Annotated in this window: 21 protein-coding genes; 13 read left to right on the top strand and 8 right to left on the bottom strand. The window is 67.8% G+C overall.

The annotated features are described in order from the left end of the window. Positions 1-15 precede the first annotated feature (15 nt). From ACTMTF_RS31425 to ACTMTF_RS31435, 3 genes are all read left to right on the top strand, one after another. Positions 16-1,338, top strand: a complete 1,323-nt coding sequence (locus ACTMTF_RS31425) for a pentapeptide repeat-containing protein (protein WP_441113913.1) — start codon at positions 16-18, stop codon at positions 1,336-1,338. A gap of 104 nt (positions 1,339-1,442) precedes the next feature. Next, positions 1,443-2,033 (top strand): CGNR zinc finger domain-containing protein, encoded by a 591-nt coding sequence (locus ACTMTF_RS31430; RefSeq protein WP_441113914.1) that lies wholly within the window; start codon positions 1,443-1,445, stop codon positions 2,031-2,033. Positions 2,034-2,052: 19 nt separating this feature from the next. Beyond that, a complete protein-coding gene (locus ACTMTF_RS31435; protein WP_441113915.1) occupies positions 2,053-2,571 on the top strand; it encodes a phosphatase domain-containing protein in 519 nt (172 codons plus the stop codon). Between the two features lie 67 nt (positions 2,572-2,638). On the opposite strand, the gene ACTMTF_RS31440 is transcribed toward ACTMTF_RS31435, so the two are convergent. Both ACTMTF_RS31440 and ACTMTF_RS31445 read right to left on the bottom strand, forming a co-directional pair. After that, a complete protein-coding gene (locus tag ACTMTF_RS31440; RefSeq protein WP_441113916.1) occupies positions 2,639-3,151 on the bottom strand; it encodes an SRPBCC family protein in 513 nt (170 codons plus the stop codon). Positions 3,152-3,259: 108 nt separating this feature from the next. Next, positions 3,260-3,745, bottom strand: coding sequence for a MarR family winged helix-turn-helix transcriptional regulator (locus ACTMTF_RS31445; RefSeq protein WP_441113917.1), 486 nt, complete (start codon positions 3,743-3,745; stop codon positions 3,260-3,262). A gap of 183 nt (positions 3,746-3,928) precedes the next feature. On the opposite strand from ACTMTF_RS31445, the gene ACTMTF_RS31450 reads away from it, so the two are divergent. Both ACTMTF_RS31450 and ACTMTF_RS31455 read left to right on the top strand, forming a co-directional pair. After that, a complete protein-coding gene (locus ACTMTF_RS31450) occupies positions 3,929-5,398 on the top strand; it encodes an FAD-dependent oxidoreductase (RefSeq protein ID WP_441113918.1) in 1,470 nt (489 codons plus the stop codon). Between the two features lie 16 nt (positions 5,399-5,414). Beyond that, positions 5,415-6,755, top strand: coding sequence for an MFS transporter (locus ACTMTF_RS31455; protein WP_441113919.1), 1,341 nt, complete (start codon positions 5,415-5,417; stop codon positions 6,753-6,755). On the opposite strand, the gene ACTMTF_RS31460 is transcribed toward ACTMTF_RS31455, so the two are convergent. Next, a complete protein-coding gene (locus ACTMTF_RS31460; protein ID WP_441113920.1) occupies positions 6,673-7,038 on the bottom strand; it encodes a MerR family transcriptional regulator in 366 nt (121 codons plus the stop codon). The two genes, ACTMTF_RS31455 and ACTMTF_RS31460, sit on opposite strands and share 83 nt — an antisense overlap. 78 nt (positions 7,039-7,116) lie before the next feature. On the opposite strand from ACTMTF_RS31460, the gene ACTMTF_RS31465 reads away from it, so the two are divergent. Continuing rightward, the gene (locus ACTMTF_RS31465; protein WP_441113921.1) at positions 7,117-7,770 is read left to right on the top strand and encodes an SDR family NAD(P)-dependent oxidoreductase; all 654 of its coding nucleotides are present in this window, start codon (positions 7,117-7,119) and stop codon (positions 7,768-7,770) included. Positions 7,771-7,801: 31 nt separating this feature from the next. Here ACTMTF_RS31465 and ACTMTF_RS31470 read toward each other — a convergent pair whose 3' ends face one another. Then, positions 7,802-8,014 (bottom strand): hypothetical protein, encoded by a 213-nt coding sequence (locus tag ACTMTF_RS31470; protein WP_441113922.1) that lies wholly within the window; start codon positions 8,012-8,014, stop codon positions 7,802-7,804. A gap of 230 nt (positions 8,015-8,244) precedes the next feature. Here ACTMTF_RS31470 and ACTMTF_RS31475 point away from each other — a divergent pair, with 230 nt between their 5' ends. After that, positions 8,245-8,940: a cytidylate kinase family protein gene (locus ACTMTF_RS31475; RefSeq protein ID WP_441113923.1), complete on the top strand. Its 696-nt coding sequence runs from the start codon at positions 8,245-8,247 to the stop codon at positions 8,938-8,940. A 51-nt stretch (positions 8,941-8,991) separates the two neighbouring features. On the opposite strand, the gene ACTMTF_RS31480 is transcribed toward ACTMTF_RS31475, so the two are convergent. Continuing rightward, complete coding sequence (locus ACTMTF_RS31480; RefSeq protein ID WP_441113924.1) at positions 8,992-9,807, bottom strand: helix-turn-helix domain-containing protein; 816 nt, start codon at positions 9,805-9,807, stop codon at positions 8,992-8,994. A gap of 181 nt (positions 9,808-9,988) precedes the next feature. On the opposite strand from ACTMTF_RS31480, the gene ACTMTF_RS31485 reads away from it, so the two are divergent. Further along, positions 9,989-10,591: a hypothetical protein gene (locus tag ACTMTF_RS31485; protein WP_441113925.1), complete on the top strand. Its 603-nt coding sequence runs from the start codon at positions 9,989-9,991 to the stop codon at positions 10,589-10,591. Between the two features lie 114 nt (positions 10,592-10,705). Here ACTMTF_RS31485 and ACTMTF_RS31490 read toward each other — a convergent pair whose 3' ends face one another. Beyond that, the gene (locus tag ACTMTF_RS31490; protein WP_441113926.1) at positions 10,706-12,124 is read right to left on the bottom strand and encodes a hypothetical protein; all 1,419 of its coding nucleotides are present in this window, start codon (positions 12,122-12,124) and stop codon (positions 10,706-10,708) included. A 267-nt stretch (positions 12,125-12,391) separates the two neighbouring features. Between ACTMTF_RS31490 and ACTMTF_RS31495 the strand changes: the two genes are divergently transcribed. After that, entirely contained in the window at positions 12,392-12,868 is a 477-nt protein-coding gene (locus tag ACTMTF_RS31495; RefSeq protein ID WP_441113927.1) for a hypothetical protein, read from the top strand. A 61-nt stretch (positions 12,869-12,929) separates the two neighbouring features. Here ACTMTF_RS31495 and ACTMTF_RS31500 read toward each other — a convergent pair whose 3' ends face one another. Further along, positions 12,930-13,115: a DUF397 domain-containing protein gene (locus tag ACTMTF_RS31500; RefSeq protein ID WP_358468154.1), complete on the bottom strand. Its 186-nt coding sequence runs from the start codon at positions 13,113-13,115 to the stop codon at positions 12,930-12,932. Positions 13,116-13,117: 2 nt separating this feature from the next. Then, the gene (locus ACTMTF_RS31505) at positions 13,118-13,939 is read right to left on the bottom strand and encodes a helix-turn-helix domain-containing protein (RefSeq protein ID WP_441113928.1); all 822 of its coding nucleotides are present in this window, start codon (positions 13,937-13,939) and stop codon (positions 13,118-13,120) included. Positions 13,940-14,235: 296 nt separating this feature from the next. On the opposite strand from ACTMTF_RS31505, the gene ACTMTF_RS31510 reads away from it, so the two are divergent. The 4 genes from ACTMTF_RS31510 to ACTMTF_RS31525 all read left to right on the top strand — a co-directional run bounded on the left by ACTMTF_RS31510 (position 14,236) and on the right by ACTMTF_RS31525 (position 16,308). After that, the gene (locus tag ACTMTF_RS31510; protein ID WP_441113929.1) at positions 14,236-14,511 is read left to right on the top strand and encodes a hypothetical protein; all 276 of its coding nucleotides are present in this window, start codon (positions 14,236-14,238) and stop codon (positions 14,509-14,511) included. Next, a complete protein-coding gene (locus tag ACTMTF_RS31515) occupies positions 14,508-14,951 on the top strand; it encodes an ATP-binding protein (RefSeq protein ID WP_441113930.1) in 444 nt (147 codons plus the stop codon). Before ACTMTF_RS31510 ends, ACTMTF_RS31515 begins: the two co-directional genes overlap by 4 nt. A 351-nt stretch (positions 14,952-15,302) precedes the next feature. Next, complete coding sequence (locus ACTMTF_RS31520) at positions 15,303-15,680, top strand: DUF6578 domain-containing protein (RefSeq protein WP_441113931.1); 378 nt, start codon at positions 15,303-15,305, stop codon at positions 15,678-15,680. Positions 15,681-15,879: 199 nt separating this feature from the next. Further along, positions 15,880-16,308 (top strand): very short patch repair endonuclease, encoded by a 429-nt coding sequence (locus tag ACTMTF_RS31525; protein WP_441113932.1) that lies wholly within the window; start codon positions 15,880-15,882, stop codon positions 16,306-16,308. Positions 16,309-16,490: the final 182 nt, after the last annotated feature.

Here is a 16,490-nt window from a genome sequence, read left to right on the forward strand (position 1 = left end):
CGCCAGGTTGGTGACATGAGACCCGCCACGATCATCGTCGCTGTGAGCGGACTGCTGCTGAGCATGGCGATCGGCTGGATACTCGGCCCGGGTGCGCCCTGGTGGCTGGCGCATGTCGACGGGGTGCGCGGGCTGCAGGGCGAGAAGCTCGCGGCGGCACTGGACGCGATCAGAGGCCGGGCACTGGCTGTCGGCACCGGGCTGGCCGCCCTGATGGCCGTGTTCTACACCGCGCGCAACGCCGACACTGCACGGCGCACCTTTCAACTCGGCGAGCGTGGCCACGACACCGACAGGTACGGCAAGGCCGCCGAACAACTCGGCCACCTTCATGCGCCGGTCCGGTTGGCAGGGCTTCACGCGCTGGAGCAACTGGCCCAGAACACGCCTGCACTCCGGCAAACGATCGTGGACGTGATCTGCGCGTATCTGCGCATGCCGTACGACGAGGCCGCACCGCGGGACCGGGACGCGAGGATCCGGGCCGCGCAACGAACGGCCCGCGCTCGCGCGCCCGTCGCGCGCCCGGCCGGTCGCGACGTGCGGGAGGAGCGGGAGGTACGCCTCACCGCGCAGCGCATCTTGGCCGACCACCTCCGTTACCGGGAGCCGCCGAAGACGCGGTGGAGGAGAGGGGCCGATTCCCATCCGCGGTTCTGGCCAGGCATCCGGCTCGACCTGACCGGTGCTGTCCTCTGTGACGCCGACTTCGTGAGCTGCCGTATGGCCGAGGCCACGTTCACCGGGGCCACCTTCATCGGTGCCGCGAGGTTCGGCGGAGTCGTCTTCACCGATACGGCCTCCTTCGGCACAGCGTCCTTCACCGGCGATGCCGAATTCGGCGAGACGAGATTTCTGGGCGCCGCGGAGTTCACCTCAACCGTCTTCGCGGGTGCCGCCAGATTCGGTGGGGCGACCTTCGAGAGGGACACCATCTTCGGGTTCGCATCCTTCGAAGGGCGGGCCGGCTTCAGTGAGGTGGTCTTCGGGGGGCATGCCTCGTTCGGCCTGGTGAGTTTCGGGGGCGATGCCAGGTTCACCGGGGCGGCCTTCCACGGAAACGCCGGATTCGCTGCGGCTAGGTTCACCGGTCTTTCCGGATTCGTGGAGGCCGTCTTCCACCAGCAGGCGATGTTCAAGGGCGCCACCTTCACCAGTGCCACCTCGTTCGACCGGGCCACGTTCGGCGGACCGGCCGATTTCGCGTACACGCATGGAGCCGAGCAGGTGCGGTTGCACGGAGCGTCCGTCGCACGACCCGCCGACACCCACAGGTGGCCGCCCGGGTGGCGACTGGAGAGCGAACCGGACGGGCACGCCGTGCTGAGCGCCCTCTGAGGCCTCCCGACGCGGTCGGTTCGGCGCACTGCGGTGAGCTGATGTGCCGACCCGATGTAAGGGTTATAGTTTCGCTTATTCGGTTACCAGGAAGCAGGTGAGGCATGCGGATCTCCATCACTGACTATGCGCTGGGGGCTGCGCTGGCCGGTGATCTGGCCAACACCTCACCCACCGTGCAGACCACGCCCGGGGACGCCTTGCCGACCCCCCAAGCGTTGACGCGGTTCCTCGCGGAGCACGGGGTACGGCTCGACGCCCTGGCGGATGGGCGGCAGCCGACCGGTGGCGACGTCCGTGAGGTGCACTTGCTGCGCCGGGAGGCCAGGGGCGTCGTGGAGACGGAGACGGAGGAGCAGGCCGTCGCGGGCGCTGCCGTGCTGGCCGGGCGAGCCGGGCTCAGCCCGGTGCTGGACCGCGATGCCGATGGGCGGTGGCAGTGGTACGTCCCGACCGCGCCGGGGGCGTCGGTGGCCGAGGAGTTGGCCGCGCTCATCGGCGTCGGGCTGCTCGGCGCCATGCGGGCCCTCGGCCACGGCCGGTTCCGCGCCTGCGCGGCCCCGGGCTGCCGAGGGGTGTTCGTCGACACCAGTCGCGGGGGGCGCCGCATCTACTGCATGCCTGACCTGTGTGGCAACCGGCTCAATGTCGCCAATCACCGCGCCCGGCAGCGACTGGGCGGCGCAGCCCAGTGAAAGACACGAGGAGAACTCGATGCAAGACCCCAGGGACAGCGCAACAAACGGCCCGATCGGCAGGCCGGTGAGCGGACCGCTGCTCGCAGGCGCTCTCCAACTCCCGGACGGCTCGTGGATCCGCGGCCGGGGCCTGCGCCATCCGCTGCCGGCGGGCCCGACGCCCGACTTCGGCCTGTACCTCGGCTCCGACCGGCTCCGCCGTCGCCACGAGGGCGAGCTGAGGTGGTCACACGCGTGGATCCAGTGGCCCGACTTCCTGCTGCCCCGCGATCATGACCTGGCCGTGCGGCAGATCCGCGCGCTGCACGAGCGGGCGCGGGCGGGCACCGCCGTGGAGGTCGCCTGCGGGGGCGGCGTCGGACGCACCGGCACGGTCGTCGCCTGCCTCGCCGTCCTGGCGGGCCTCGACCCGTCCGACGCCGTCGCCTGGACACGCGAGCACCACCACCATCGGGCCGTCGAGACCCCGTGGCAGCGCCGCTGGGTGCTGCGCTTCCCCTCGTCCCCCAGCTCGAACCCGCACGGCCACAGCTGATCCTCCATCCGGGATGCCGGCCCAGCACGTCGCGGGGTGCCGCTCCGCCGTGTCGCCGGCCTCCAGATCACTCTTCGCCCCCCGCACCCGCCCGGAAGCCCGGGGCCTCGATGCCGGCGAGCTCGCCTACCTTGTCGAGCGCCTGCCGCATGAACCCCCGCCAGACGACCTTGACGATGGGGACCAGCGCCGATGCGGCGAGCGGGTTGCGGGCGTTGAAGGTGTACGTCCACCTGACGTCGGTCGTCTTGCCCGGGCCGTCGGTGAACCACCACTGCCCACCCGCGTCCACGGTCAGCGGGCCCAGGAAGTTGCTGAACTGACTCACCCGATAGGCGAAGTATCCGGGCCGTTCGTACGCGGTGACCGTCTCGACGGCCGTGTTGCCGTCGGCGGTGTGCACCTTGCGGCTGTTCCCGACGACATCCCAGGGGCCGTTCTGCCCGCTGGTCGAGATGATCGCCGGAATCGGGCCGTACCGCAACAGGATGCGCGGCAGCTCGATGGGGATGAACCAGTCGAACAACTCGGTACGCGGAACGTTCACCCGGGTGGTCACCGTCGCCTGGATCTTGATCATGGCAGTTGGCCTTTCGGTGCGGAGTTCGTACGTCTCCGACCATGGGCCCGGTTGCGGCCGACCACCAGAGCACCCGTCAGCCTGGTATCGGCAGTCCCTCCCAGTGGGTCAGGGGTCCGTCTCCTTCGCCACGGCGGACATCGAGAGCAGGTCGTCCGCGAAGCGGCGCATCAGCCGTTCGAGCTCCAGCAGATCCCTGTCGCTCCACTGCTCGAGCACGGGGGCGCTGAGCCGCTGCCGGGCAGCGTCGAGCGCGTCGGTGACGCGGAGGCCGGCAGCGGTGATCATCGCTTCCTTGACCCGCTTGTCCGCCGGGCTCGCCCGTCGCTCGACCAGGCCGAGCTCGGCGAGCTTGGCCACCTGCCGGCTCACGGTCGTGTGGTCGCGGTCCATGCGGTCGGCGAGCTCGCCCACGCTGATCGGCCCGTACCGATGGATGCCCACGAGTAGGCGGAACAGGGCCTGGTCGAGCTCGATCCCGGCCTCGGCGATGAGCTCCTCGTCGCGGCGCGGCAGGTTGGTGAACGCGACCAGGTCGACCAGAGATTCGTGCAGGCGCCGGAGCGCGACTTGCCGGCGGTGCTTGGAGGCCATGTCGCTACGGCTGCCTTTACGTGAACGGGTGCGGACGGATCAACGCGAGGATACCGCTCGGCTCACCTCGCCGCTATGGGTTCCTCATGCATGAATTTATGACGATCCTACGTGCGGCGTTACTTGACCGTAGCCAGGATTCCGTGCAAACTACACATAATTTCCCAGCGAAGGAGACCAGCCATGTCACCCGATGTGATCATCTGTGGAGCCGGTCCGGCCGGACTGACCCTGGCCATCGACCTCGCCCGCAGGAACGTCGGCTTCCGCCTGATCGACAAGGCGCCGCACCCGTTCGTCGGCTCGCGGGGCAAGGGCATCCAGCCCCGCAGCCAGGAGGTCTTCGAGGACCTCGGCGTGATCGACCGGATCGTCGCCTCCGGCGGCGAATACCCGTTACTGCGGCTCTACACCGACGACGGCCCCGTCGACCGCTCCACGGGCGTGCTGCCGGAGCCGACACCGGACGAGCCGTACCACATCCCCCTGCTCGTCCCCCAGTTCCTCACCGAGCGCCGGCTCCGTGAGCGGCTGGCCGAGCTCGGCCACGCCCCCGAGTACGGCCACGCGCTCGTCGGCTTCGAGCAGGACGCCGACGGCGTGACCGCCACGATCGAGACCCCCGACGGCCCGCAGGGCGTGCGGGCGAGATACCTGGTCGGCGCCGACGGCGGATCGAGTTTCGTGCGCAGGACCCTCGGCATCGAGTTCCGGGGGAAGACCCTCGGCGTACGGGCGCTCGTGGCGGACGTACGGGTGGACGGCCTTTCCTGGGACTTCTGGCACCGCTGGGGCAAGGAGTTGTCGCTGTGCCCCCTGTACGGCACCGACCTGTTCCAGTTTCAGGCCGCCGTCCCCTTCGGCGTGGACGTCGACCTGTCGCCCGAGGGGCTCACCGCGCTGATCCGCGAACACACCGGCCTGGACGACATCGTGATCCGCGAGATGCCGTGGGGATCCGTCTACGAGATGAACGCCCGACTGGCCGACACCTACCAGCGCGGACGCGTGCTGCTGACCGGGGACGCGGCCCACTGCCATCCCCCGACCGGCGGGCAGGGCCTGAACACCAGCATCCAGGACGCGTACAACCTCGGCTGGAAGCTGGCCGCCGTGCTCGGCGGCGCGCCGGAGTCGTTGCTGGCGACGTACGAGGAGGAGCGCCGGCCGATCGCCGAGGCGGTCCTGGGCCTGTCGGAGCGGCTGCTCGACGCGTCCAAGAGGGGTGATGTCCGCCGTGGCCGCGAGGTGAGCCAGCTCGACCTCGGCTACCCGGACTCGTCCCTGACGGTGGGCGGTCCGCCGTGCGACAAGGGCGTCCAGGCCGGTGAGCGTGCCCCCGACGCCCCCGTGACCGGCGCGGGCGGGCTCGCGACGCGGCTGTTCAGCCTGTTCCAGGGGCCGCACTGGACCCTGCTAGGGTACGAAATCGACGAGGACGCCCTTCCGATGCTGCGCGTCGGCCTGCGCGTTCACGTCATCGGCCGGGACATCCTCGACACCGGCGGCCACGTGCGCCACGCGTACGGGATGTCGCCGGGGGACTGGGCGCTCATCCGTCCTGACGGATACATCGCGGCCGTGGGCGGCGCCACCGGGGTTCGCCACCTCCCGACCTACCTCGACGCCGTCGGCATTCGCACCCCGCGATGACAGGATTCGTCCCTCCATGATCCGTGATTTCATCACCCCGGGCGGCACGTCCGCGGCTCAGCGCCGCGTGCTGCTCGGGGCCGGCACGGGTCAGTTCGTCGAGTTCTACGACTTCGCCATCTACGGCTTCTCGGCCGTGTCCATCGCCGAGGCGTTCTTCCCCGGCCAGGACCCTGTGGCCGGCCTGCTGTCGGTCTTCGCCGCGTACGGCGTCGCGTTCGTCGCCCGTCCGCTGGGCGGGCTGTTCTTCGGCGCACTCGCCGACCGCACCGGCCGCAGGAAGGTGCTGTACGCCACGCTCATGTGCATGGGCGTGGCCACCGCGCTCATCGGCCTGCTTCCCACGCACGCCGCAGCCGGGATCATGGGGCCTGTCCTGCTCGTGGTGTGCAGACTGGCGCAGGGCTTCTCGGCCGGTGGCGAGTCGGTCAGCGCGCCGTCGTTCGTGCTCGAACACGCGCCGTACGAGCGCCGTGGCACCTGGATCGGCATCACGGTCGCCGCGACCGCCGCGGCATCCGTCATCGCGTTGGTCGTCATCATGGCCTTGTCCGGCGCGGTGTCGGACACCGCCTACGCCACCTGGGGCTGGCGCGTCCCCTTCCTGCTGGCCCTGCCGCTCTCGCTGATCGGCCTCTACATCCGCCGCCGCACCGAGGAGAGCCCGGTGTTCCAGGAGCTGCGGCGAGAGAACGCGATCGAGGCCGGCCCGGTGCGGAGCAGCCTGCGCGGCAACCGGACCCGGCTGGGCCAGATCTTCGCCGTCATGGCCCTGTCCGGCCTCGGCTTCTACATCCTCGTGGGCTACTTCGTCACCTACCTGCAGACCGTCGTCGGGCTGAGCCCGATGCGGTCGCTGGCGGCCAACGCCGTGGCGCTGCTGTCGTTCGCGGTGCTGCTGCCGATCGGCGGCCGGCTGTCCGACACGTTCGGCCGCAAGCCGATGCTGATCGCCGGCTCTGCGGCGGTCGCCGTCGTGGGGCTGCCCGCGTTCATGCTCGTGACCAGCGGCTCGTTCGGCAGCGCGGTGGTCGGGCAGCTGTTGCTGGCCGCGGCCCTGTGCGTTTACGGGGGCGGCAGCTACACCTTCTTCGTCGAGCTGCTGCCCGCCGCGACCCGCGTGACGGGCGCCGCCATCAGCTACAACGCGGCCCTGGCCGTCTTCGGCGGTACGGCGCCGTTCGTGGGCACCTGGCTGGTCGACGTCACCGGGGAGGCCGTGGCTCCCGGCTACTACCTCGTCGTCGTCGCTCTCGCAGCACTCGCGGTGGCGGCTACGACCCCGGAGACGCTGCCGCGTCGAGCATCGCATCCAGCATCCCCTGTGAGCTCTGGAGCTGCGCGATCGTCTCGGTGATGCGGACGCGTTCGCGCCGCAGGTCCTCGATGAAGGTCGGGCAGCCGGACGGCACCGACAGTTCGTCATCACCGTGGACGCAGTGCAGGACCCGGGCGATGACCGCGGTGGGGAGCCCGGCGGCGAGCATGGCGCGGATGTTGCGCACCGCCGCGACGTCCGCCTTTGTGTACTCACGGTAGCCGTTGACCAGCCGGACAGGTCTGAGCAGGCCCTGCTCCTCGTAGTAGCGCAGCAGTCGCCTGTTCACCCCAGTCTCGTGAGCCAGGTCGCCGATCCGCATACGGCTCCTTTCGCTTGACCTTCACATGGATGTGACGCCTTAACGTTCCAAGTGTCGCTGATTGCGAAAGGTGAGGAGATGTCGGTGCCGAGTGCAGTGATCATTGGTGCGGGTCCAGGGATCGGACAGGCGGTGGCTCGCTGGCTCGCCAAGGAAGGGCTATCGATCACGCTGATCGCCCGAAGCGAGCGGACGCTGCGTACCGTGGCCGAGTTGGGGGTCCCGGTTGTCAGGCTGAAGGCCGACAGCACCGACCAGGTCGCGTTGAACGCCGCACTCGACAAGGCTGCCGACGAGCACGGCGTGCCGGACGTCGTCGTGTACAACGCCGCGATCATCCAGGCCGACGCGCCGGGCGAGCTGTCGGTACGCGGTCACCTGGAGGCGTGGGCGGTGAACGTGGTCGGCGCGCTCAACGCCGCCGCCCACGTCGCGCCCACGATGGCGGCACGCGGCAACGGAACGTTCCTCATCACGGGCGGCATGCCCGAGCCCAAGCCGCGATACATGAGCCTCTCATTGGGCAAGGCAGGCGTCCGGACCCTGGTCACGCTGCTCGACCAGGAGTACGGGCCCGCCGGGGTGCACGTGGCGAGCGTCACCGTGGCCGGCCCGGTCGCCCCCGGCACCGACTTCGATCCGGATGACATCGCCGAGCACTACTGGCGGCTGCACACGCAGCCACGCCATCAGTGGGAACGGGAAGCCCTGCACGCCGGCGGCTCGCGATGACCGGCCCCGTGGCCACAGCGGCGTCAGCAGGTCATTCGCCGCGCCTGTTGGACGGGCCGCGCAGGCCGCGCACTCCGATGATCACGATGGCAAGAGCGACGATGAGCACGATGGGGCCGATGATGGCCCAGGTGGTGTCGCCACTCATCACGCTCCCGCCGACGGCGCCCAGCCCTTGAAGCGTCCATAGGCCGCCGACCGCAGCCAGGAGGACGCCGATGGCGACGAGAATCCATGCTTTCACTGCTTTTCTCATTTCCGTTGCCCGGGGACGAGCCGCTGTTGGCTCGAACCGTACTCCCGGATCCAGGGCGCAGGCGAGATCGCCGGGAAGGATGGGGCGGCAACGGTGGGCCTGATGCGGGAGCCGAGTAATGCTTGAGACCTGTCGAACGCGGCGTCCTCGTCGAACGCGAGCCGGCGACCGCAGTCTGACGTGCGGTGCTCAACAGAGACACCGTGAGAGAGGCAGCAATGGACCAAGGCACCCGCGGCGAGCTCATCAGTCGGCTGGCCGAGGCGATCAGGTCCGTCACGACCGCGCACCCGCTGCGGGTCGCCATCGACGGTCCGCCCGCCGCCGGCAAGACCACGCTGGCCGACGAGCTCGCCGTCGTCCTGCGCGCGCAGGACCGCGACGTCATCCGCGCGACCATCGACGACTTCCTCTTCCCCCGTGCACAGCGCTACCGACGCGGCCGGTACTCGGCCGAAGGCTGCTACTTCGACGCCCACGACCACGCCGCGCTGTGCCGGGTCCTGCTCGATCCGCTGGGCCCAGGCGGAGACCGAAGGTTCCAACACTCGGTCTACGACAGAGACACCGACACCCCATCGTCCCCGCCGGCCACGATCGCCCCCGCAGCCGCCGTACTGCTCTTCGACGGCGTCTTCCTCCTGCGCCCAGAACTCATTGACCGGTGGGACCTGCGCATCTTCGTGTCCGTCCCCTTCGAGCAGACGGTAGATCGCGCCCGGGACCGAGGCACAGCGCCGGCCGGATCCACCGCCGACACCGCCGAAATCGAACGGTCCTGGCGCAACCGCTATATCCCCTCCCAAAAGCTTTACTTCGCCACAGCTCGCCCAACCGACCACGCCGACATCATCGTGTACAACGATCAGCTCCAACGGCCGACCTGGGATGTCCGACCACACTCATCGATTTGACCATTGCTCGCGGGAGCCGCCGCTAGGGGTGTCCGGGCACGTACTGAAGGCTCACTTCGCCCATGTGGTCACCGCGTCCTCTATGGCCCGTTGGGACGCCGATTGAGAGTGTGCGTCCGCTCTGATGATGTTGTAGCGGACCTTGAGGCGGGCGACCGCCTCGTGATCGCTCGTGACGTCACCGACGAGCACCGAGTCCGCCGACACCACCTCGGCGCCGCCGCGCAGCCGTGCCAGCGAGAACGCGCTCATCATCCCGGCGGCGCATCCTGCGGCGACGGGCACGAGCTGGATCGTGATGCAGGGGTGCTGAGCCAGCTCCAGCAGGTGGCGAAGCTGCTGGACGAGAACCGCCGGACCGCCGACCGGGCGGTGGAGCACGCCCTCGTCGATCAGCGCCAGGAAGACGGGCGGGCTGGGGCGGTCGAAGATGTGCAGCCGCCGGGTCCGGGCTTCGACCCGCTCTTCTACCTGGTCGGCGGGGGTCATCGGGGAGAAGATGGCGCGGGCGTACTCCGGGGTCTGGAGCAGGCCCGGGATGAGCAGCGGGTCCCAGGACTGGAGGATGACGGCCTGCGGCTCGACCTCCTCCACCCAGCGGGCGAACCAGCCGAGGGCGGGGGAGTGGGAGATCTGCCGGAACAGGGTGGTGAAGTGCTGGTCCAGTTGGAAGGCATGGTCCAGGGCTTCGGCGAAGTCGAGGGTGGGGGGTCGGCGGCCTCGTTCGATGTGGCTGATCAGGGAGGGGTGGCATTGCATCCGGGTGCCCAGGGCGACCAGGGACAGGCCCGAGTTCTTGCGATGATGCTCCAGGTCGGAGGCGAATCGCACTCGGGGGGAAATCGGGTGGCTGGTGCTTTCGTTCACGCGGCTCCTTGGTCGTCGCATCCCCTGCCCTGCTCGGATTGATCACCCTCCGCGACGATACCGCTACTGGATATGACAATCAATGTCGTTCTTGTATCGTTTCTGTGGTTAAGAAAAATGCCGTGGCCTGTTGAGTTATTGGGCATGCCGATAATGCGGTTATGCGATACCGGGGAGCCGCATGATTGCGGACGAAACACCGCTGCTGCCGGACGTGGTCCGGGCTTACCCCTTCTCGTGGAGCTCCGGCTTCACCTGGCCACCGGAAGCAGAGGACCTGGCCTACGCGCGGGCTGTGCTCGAAGCGTGCCTGCCCCCGACCATCCTGGCCTCGCCCGAGCCCCCGGAGGAGCCGATCGTCTGGGATTGCGAAGACGACGAATACCCCGAGTGGACCAGGATCCGAGCCATTCTGCGCGAACGCATGCCGTACGCCCGGCACGTCACCCCCGAGCGCATGGCCGATGCCAGAGTCGAGTGCGCCCGTCAGGGCATCGACACCGTGGACTTCGAGGAGATCTGGACAAGGCGCATCCTCGCCTGGATCGCCGAGCAGACCCTGCGCTGGTGCGGCCTCATGGTCGATGACGAAAAGGCGCTCACACCCTGGCTCATGGACCTCGCGGAGTTGTACGTGCGGCGGGGGATGGCCGCCGATAAGGCCGTGTGGGCGCTTCGCTGCACCAAAGACCTACCCGAGAGCCGTGCGGCTCTGGCGCGGCTGGCGACGTACGAAGGATTGCCGGACGAGATCCGTGAGCAGATCACGTACGAGCTCCGGTGACGCTGCGCCAGTCGCCGCCAGAAGGCAGTCAGAGGTCGAAGTCGCCGCGGCCGGCGCCTTACACTCCTGGGCGGTGAAGAGCAGTGTGGGTCCGTTCGGGGCCGCGCTCGCGCGTTACCGTACGGCGCCGGACTGGGCGAGGAGGTTCTCGTACCAGGGGGCGTAGGGGTGGTTGGTCGCCGGGTGGTTGGCCAGGGGGGTCGTCGCCAGGTCCGCCCTGTCGAAGTCCCAGCCGCGTACGAGCCGCCCGGATCGCCGTGCTGACGTGATGAAGGCGGACTCGCTCGCCGGTGCGGCGTAGAACAGGGCGCCCTGCTGGAGCTCCGCGGCATCGCCCTTCTGGAACTCGGCGAAGGCGACCTGCGGGTAGCGGATGCGGTCGCCGGTGAAGCGGTCGGTGTCCACGCGCAGGGTCTGCGCCGGGGCCGGGCCGTCCGCTCCGGTCCACACCCGCACGCTCGACGTGCCGCGGGTGGAGGTGGTCTTGTCGAAGCGGGCGTCGGAGGTCTTCGCGTTCCCGCTCCACGAAACCGTCGACGCGCCGCTGTCCAGCAGGCCGTCCCACACCCAGTTCTGGCTGTTGCTCTGGCTGCGGTGGATCTCGCGCAGCCGTGTGCCGGCCGCGTCCGTGAACGCGACCGTCGGCAGGACACCGTTGTCGTACTGGCGGCTGGCGGACCAGCTGATCTCGCCGTCCGCGCCGAGACGCCCCACGCGAGACCACAGCGTGGTCGCGTTCTGGGACTGGTGAACTTCGACCACGTCGCCGTTGTCGTTCAGCGCGACAGCGGGCGTCCTGCCGTTGTCATACCTCCCATGGCGGAGCCAGGTCACCCGACCGTCGTCGTATCTGCCGGTCCAATACCAGAGCACGCCCGAGCCGGAGTCGTGCACCTCGACGATCTGCCCGTTCGCGTTGAGTACGACCGCCGGGTCGCGGCCGATGTCGCGTCTGTACTCCGTGCGGCTCTTGCCGTTGCCGGAGAGCAGAGCCAGTACGCGGCCGCGCAGTGAGTCCAGCTGCGGTGGGCTCGCCGGGTAGTCCTCGGCCCTCAGCAGCCGGGGCCCGAAGACTTCGCTGAGCTCCTGGTTGAGCGCGGCCAGGTTGCCGGCGGCGGACGACGGGTTGTCGGTCAGATCGTCCTTGAGATCGAGCATGACGACGAGCGGGGCGGCGGTCGGATGCGACTCGGACCACGTGTCGATGACGTTCAGCCAGTCGCGCAGCAGGTTCGAGGCCGGGTTTCCGGCGTGGTCCACCTGGTCACCGGGGGAGTCGTGGCCGATGGCGTAGTCGCGCGCCGTGGCGTACCCGTTGTCGTGGACGTCGAGCTCGATGAAGCGGACGCCGTGGTCGAGCTGGTAGGTGATGGAGTTTCTGGCGCCGTCGACGTTGCCGGAATAGCTGTTGTGCGTGGCGCGGAAGACGGCGGACGATAACGGCAGGTCCGTGTCGGCCTGGGCGTTCCCGCTGATCAGCAGCACGGACGCGGCTACGGCGAGCATGGACGACAGAGCTCTTGAACGGGTCATCCTCGGATCCTCGTGTGTGGGGGGTGGCGGGAACCGCTGAGCTCGTTGTCGAACGACGCCTGGACGTAAGCCATGATCCGCATGGATCGATGATCTGTCCAGCGTCGTTGGTGTGCGGCCGATCACGCATGAGCGCCCTGGTCGCGGGACCGCGTAAAAGGGCGTGGATAGAGCGTGCATTTGGTCACTGACCCACCCCATTGCCCGCCGCACTCTGAGATTCCTGCTTATCGGCATGAAACGCAGGTCAACAGAGGGAGAAACGGCATGCGATCTCACAAGCTCGTACTCGCGCTCGCACTGACCGCGAGCCTGGCCGTCCCGGCGGCTGTGTCCGCGGCCTCACCCGCCGGCGCGACGACCAGGGCCTCCACGTGCAGAGTGGAGCTGAATTTCGTCGACGCCTACGACACGGACGAGAACAACGGCGACGAGATCCGGGTCAACCTCGCCGGGTACATGTACCCCAGCGGCAACCAATACGTCCCCATGAACAACGGTGACCGCGCCTATTCCGGCAACTTCGCCAACCCGACCACCACCATCGGCACCACCGGGTCAGCGCTGTTCAGCCTGCGCGAGGTCACCCCGCCCGCCGTCGGCCAGGGCAAGGTGCTCGGCTCGGTCACCGCTTGGGGCTTCACCTGCGCCACGCTCACCACCGGACAGGTCACCGACATCCCGCAGCACATCTTCGGCAACGGCTACTGGTATTTCATGAGCCTGGTGATGACCGGCCTGTAGCTCCTCCGGCGTGTCGGCCGCTCCCAGGCAAGCTCCTATGCCTGGTCGCGGCCGTTATCGATCAGAGGTCGAACTCGCCGCGGCCGGCTCCGTGGAGGAATGCCTTCCACTCCTGAGGGGTGAAGACCAGCGCGGGTCCGTTCGGGTCTTTGCTGTCGCGTACGGCCACGATGCCGGGCAGGTTGGTCGCGACTTCAACGCACTGACCGACGTCGCCGCTGGCGGTGGCCTTGCGCCATTCCGCCATCTCTAGATTCTGCTCGCCCATTTAGTCACCGCATCCTCTATCGTCCGTTGTGAAACTGATTGGGAGTGTGCGTCCGCTCTGATGGTTTCATACCTAACCTTGAGCTGCACGACCGAATCGTAATCCCCGGTGACATGGCCGGATAGGAGCGAGTCGGTCGACACAATCTCGCCACCGTTGTGTAGGCGAGCGAGCGCGAACCCGGTCACCATCCCTACTATGCAACCGGCATCGACGGGCACGACCTGGATCGTGATTCTTGGATGGTGCGACAACTCGAGCAGGTGGCGAAGCTGATCTACCAGAATGGCCGGGCCGCCGAGAGGACGATGCAGCACATGCTCGTCGATTAGGGCCGTGTAGACGGGAGGGGTGGGACCGTCGAACATCTGCACACGCTGCGTTCGAGCCAGGACCTGCTCCTCCACCTGATCTGCGGGGGAAGTCTTGGAGAACAGAGTCCGCGCGTACTCCGGCGTCTGGAGGCAGCCTGGGATCAGCAGCGGGTCCCAGGACTGCAGGATGGCAGCCTGAGGCTCGATTTCCTCTACCCACCGCGCGAACCACCCGATAGTTGGCGAATGAGCTATTTGCCTGCATAGGCCCGCGAAATGCTCGTCCAGTTGGAAGACCCGATCCAGCGCCTCGGCGAATTCGCGTGTAGGCGTCCGCCGCCCTCTCTCGACGTGGCTGATGAGAGACGTGTGACACTGCATCCGGGTGCTCAGCGAGATCTGGGACATACCCGCATCCTTGCGATGATGTTCCAGGTCAGAGGCGAAACGGGCCCGAGGGGACATCGGGTTGCCGGTCTTATCGTTCATGCCACTCCTCGGGGGGTCGCGTCGTCGTCCGATACGGTCGACTACTCTCTGCGACCATATCGCTACTTCTCTATGACATTCAACGTAGTTATCGCGTCTTTCTTTGTCTTTTATATTTCTCCAGGTAAATGCCCCATTGGCCGAAGCAAATGCGCATGCTGATACTCCACTCAGTCGTACAAGACGAGACGCCTGTCGTGAAAGCGGCCGGATGCGTCTCCAACGAGGGAGGTCGGTGTGACGAACGTGACCTTGGTGCGGTGCTCATCGCCGGCGATGAGCCTGGCGGTGATCGCATGACCGCAGCGCCACTGTCCGATGGCCAACAGGCGTACCTCTACCTGGTGCGTCTCGCCTGGGACCTGCGCGAGCTGGGCCTTGGCTCGCTGCTCGATCTCTCCGTACGGGCGGAGCCGGCCGTGGTGATCTATCAGGCGTCCACCCGACTGAAGATCACGGTCGTCCAGCGCAAGGAGGTCTGGTTCTTCACCTGGGGCCATGGCCGCAAGCAGTCGGCCTGGGTGGGCGCCGAGGGCGTCGTCTCCCACATCGCCCGCTGGGCGACGCGATGAAAACCTCACTGACCCGCCGGACGTACACGGACCTCCCGGCCCACCCCCTCTCGGTCTCGATCGCCCGTACGTACGTCGCGCGGATCCTCGCCGACTGGGAACGCGCGGAACTGACCGACGACGCCCAGCTCGTCGCGAGCGAATTGCTGACGAACGCCATCAAGGCGACCCAGAACGCCCACAAACCCAACGACCTGACGCACGGCATGTCCGCCGGGTACGAATGCCACCCGTGGCTCGGCCTGCACCAGGTGAGCGACGACGTAGTCCTGGAGGTCTGGGACTGCAACCGCAACCCCCCGAAACTGCGTGCCCCCGAGTCATGGGAGGTCGGCGGCCGTGGCCTGCAAGTCGTCAACGACCTGGCCACGAGCTGGGGCTACCGATGGCCGAAGACCGGCGGCAAGATCGTCTGGGCCATGCTGGCCGTGTCCCGATGACCGACCCGGACATCTGGCCCTGCCCACAGCTCGCCCCGCACCCTCCCACCCGCACCGGCCGACGCATGACGAGACTCGACTGGACGGCCGAGAGACCGTACCGCGTCCGCGTCCTGGCTTACACCTGCTCGTGCCGCACGATCGTGTACGAGCTGCTCGCGTCCGGCGGTACGTACGTAATCCGCCGTTCGCACCAGGTTGCCCCTCGAAAGGAGACGTACGCCGGCCCCTGGGCCCGCTGCGAGGCGGAACGCATGTGGACCCTGATCCTCACGGGCGAGGCGATCTTATGAACAGTCGTTTCTCCACCTGGAGTTGTCATGGACCGGCCATCCTGCCAAGACTGGCGAGATGAAGTGGAACGTCTGGGTCGACGAGTGGCAGATGCAGTGTTGCGGCGATCCCTTCAGCATCGGCGCAACGGTCTCCTGGACCCTCCGCCCGGTCGACCGCGACTGGCTGACCCGAGTCCTAGGCGAGGAGACCGCCGCCACGATCGACTGGGGCGAGGATCACCACAGCGACCCGTCCGCTGACCAACTCCACGTCGAAGCCCAGGTCACCCACATCTCCGCAGTCCACGCCCAACTGGAACGCGTCCCCGACGAGAACGCATATCAGCCGGTCAACGGAGTCCTGTCCTCACAGACCTCCGCCGATGGGTGGAACCCAGATCAGGGCGACCATAAATTCATGGGGTACCTCGTGACACTGGCGGTTGACCAGTAGATCCAACCGCAACAGCGCAGGCTGGAGACGCGTGTGCGAGCTGCTCGCGTCTGGCGGTACGTACGTGATCCGCTGTACGTGCCGGGTCAGTGAGGCGAGCTTGTGGAGCAGCGGGCCGAGAGGTCGGCGTGGAGCGATCCCGGCGATCTTGTCGATCAAACGCGCATGTGCGAGATGGACTTCCCCTAACGTAGGAATTGTGAGTGTCCCGCGCCCTGTCCGAGCATCCAGTGCAGCCGTACGCAAGAGCATGCAGTCGAACAAAGGGCGTGACACGAAACCCGAGCTGGCGCTGCGCAGGGCCGTTCACGCACAAGGGCTCCGCTATCGGGTCTCCACCCGCCCTCTGCCGGCTGTACGGCGCACTGCCGATATGGTTTTCACCAGGGGGAAGGTCGCAGTGTTCCTGGATGGCTGCTTCTGGCATGGCTGTCCCGAGCATCACACCAAGTCGGCTACGAACGCTGACTACTGGGCGGAGAAGGTCAGGCGGAACCGCGAACGCGACGCGGAGACGGACGCCTTGTTCGCGGACGCCGGCTGGCTCGTCATACGCGTTTGGGAACACGAGGCACCGCAGCAGGCAGCGACGAAGATCGTGCATGAGGTCACCAAGCGCAGATCGTGAGATGTCCGCCGACCAGGTGCACTACCGCTGTCCACATGGGTGTAGATCCGGAGCGCAATCGCTGCGCAGATTCCACGAGACAAACATGCCCCTCCGCCCGTTGACCAACGGGCGGAGGCGGCGAGGCTGAGTAACAGGGCTCGCCTCGCCGCGTGTCGTCGCGCAGGTGTAACTAGGTTCTG

This window comes from Nonomuraea sp. ZG12 (assembly GCF_052068115.1).
In the GTDB taxonomy this organism is placed as follows: Bacteria; Actinomycetota; Actinomycetes; order Streptosporangiales; family Streptosporangiaceae; genus Nonomuraea.

Excerpts from the sequence above, each read along its gene's own strand:
- ACTMTF_RS31455 (WP_441113919.1), top strand. The coding sequence starts at position 5,415 with ATGATCCGTGATTTCATCACCCCGGGCGGCACGTCCGCGGCTCAGCGC.
- ACTMTF_RS31505 (WP_441113928.1), bottom strand. The coding sequence starts at position 13,939 with ATGAACGATAAGACCGGCAACCCGATGTCCCCTCGGGCCCGTTTCGCC.
- ACTMTF_RS31520 (WP_441113931.1), top strand. The coding sequence starts at position 15,303 with ATGAAGTGGAACGTCTGGGTCGACGAGTGGCAGATGCAGTGTTGCGGC.
- ACTMTF_RS31485 (WP_441113925.1), top strand. The coding sequence starts at position 9,989 with ATGATTGCGGACGAAACACCGCTGCTGCCGGACGTGGTCCGGGCTTAC.
- ACTMTF_RS31465 (WP_441113921.1), top strand. The coding sequence starts at position 7,117 with ATGTCGGTGCCGAGTGCAGTGATCATTGGTGCGGGTCCAGGGATCGGA.
- ACTMTF_RS31445 (WP_441113917.1), bottom strand. The coding sequence starts at position 3,745 with ATGGCCTCCAAGCACCGCCGGCAAGTCGCGCTCCGGCGCCTGCACGAA.
- ACTMTF_RS31440 (WP_441113916.1), bottom strand. The coding sequence starts at position 3,151 with ATGATCAAGATCCAGGCGACGGTGACCACCCGGGTGAACGTTCCGCGT.
- ACTMTF_RS31450 (WP_441113918.1), top strand. The coding sequence starts at position 3,929 with ATGTCACCCGATGTGATCATCTGTGGAGCCGGTCCGGCCGGACTGACC.
- ACTMTF_RS31460 (WP_441113920.1), bottom strand. The coding sequence starts at position 7,038 with ATGCGGATCGGCGACCTGGCTCACGAGACTGGGGTGAACAGGCGACTG.
- ACTMTF_RS31495 (WP_441113927.1), top strand. The coding sequence starts at position 12,392 with ATGCGATCTCACAAGCTCGTACTCGCGCTCGCACTGACCGCGAGCCTG.
- ACTMTF_RS31490 (WP_441113926.1), bottom strand. The coding sequence starts at position 12,124 with ATGACCCGTTCAAGAGCTCTGTCGTCCATGCTCGCCGTAGCCGCGTCC.
- ACTMTF_RS31475 (WP_441113923.1), top strand. The coding sequence starts at position 8,245 with ATGGACCAAGGCACCCGCGGCGAGCTCATCAGTCGGCTGGCCGAGGCG.
- ACTMTF_RS31515 (WP_441113930.1), top strand. The coding sequence starts at position 14,508 with ATGAAAACCTCACTGACCCGCCGGACGTACACGGACCTCCCGGCCCAC.
- ACTMTF_RS31435 (WP_441113915.1), top strand. The coding sequence starts at position 2,053 with ATGCAAGACCCCAGGGACAGCGCAACAAACGGCCCGATCGGCAGGCCG.
- ACTMTF_RS31500 (WP_358468154.1), bottom strand. The coding sequence starts at position 13,115 with ATGGCGGAATGGCGCAAGGCCACCGCCAGCGGCGACGTCGGTCAGTGC.
- ACTMTF_RS31430 (WP_441113914.1), top strand. The coding sequence starts at position 1,443 with ATGCGGATCTCCATCACTGACTATGCGCTGGGGGCTGCGCTGGCCGGT.
- ACTMTF_RS31510 (WP_441113929.1), top strand. The coding sequence starts at position 14,236 with ATGACCGCAGCGCCACTGTCCGATGGCCAACAGGCGTACCTCTACCTG.
- ACTMTF_RS31425 (WP_441113913.1), top strand. The coding sequence starts at position 16 with ATGAGACCCGCCACGATCATCGTCGCTGTGAGCGGACTGCTGCTGAGC.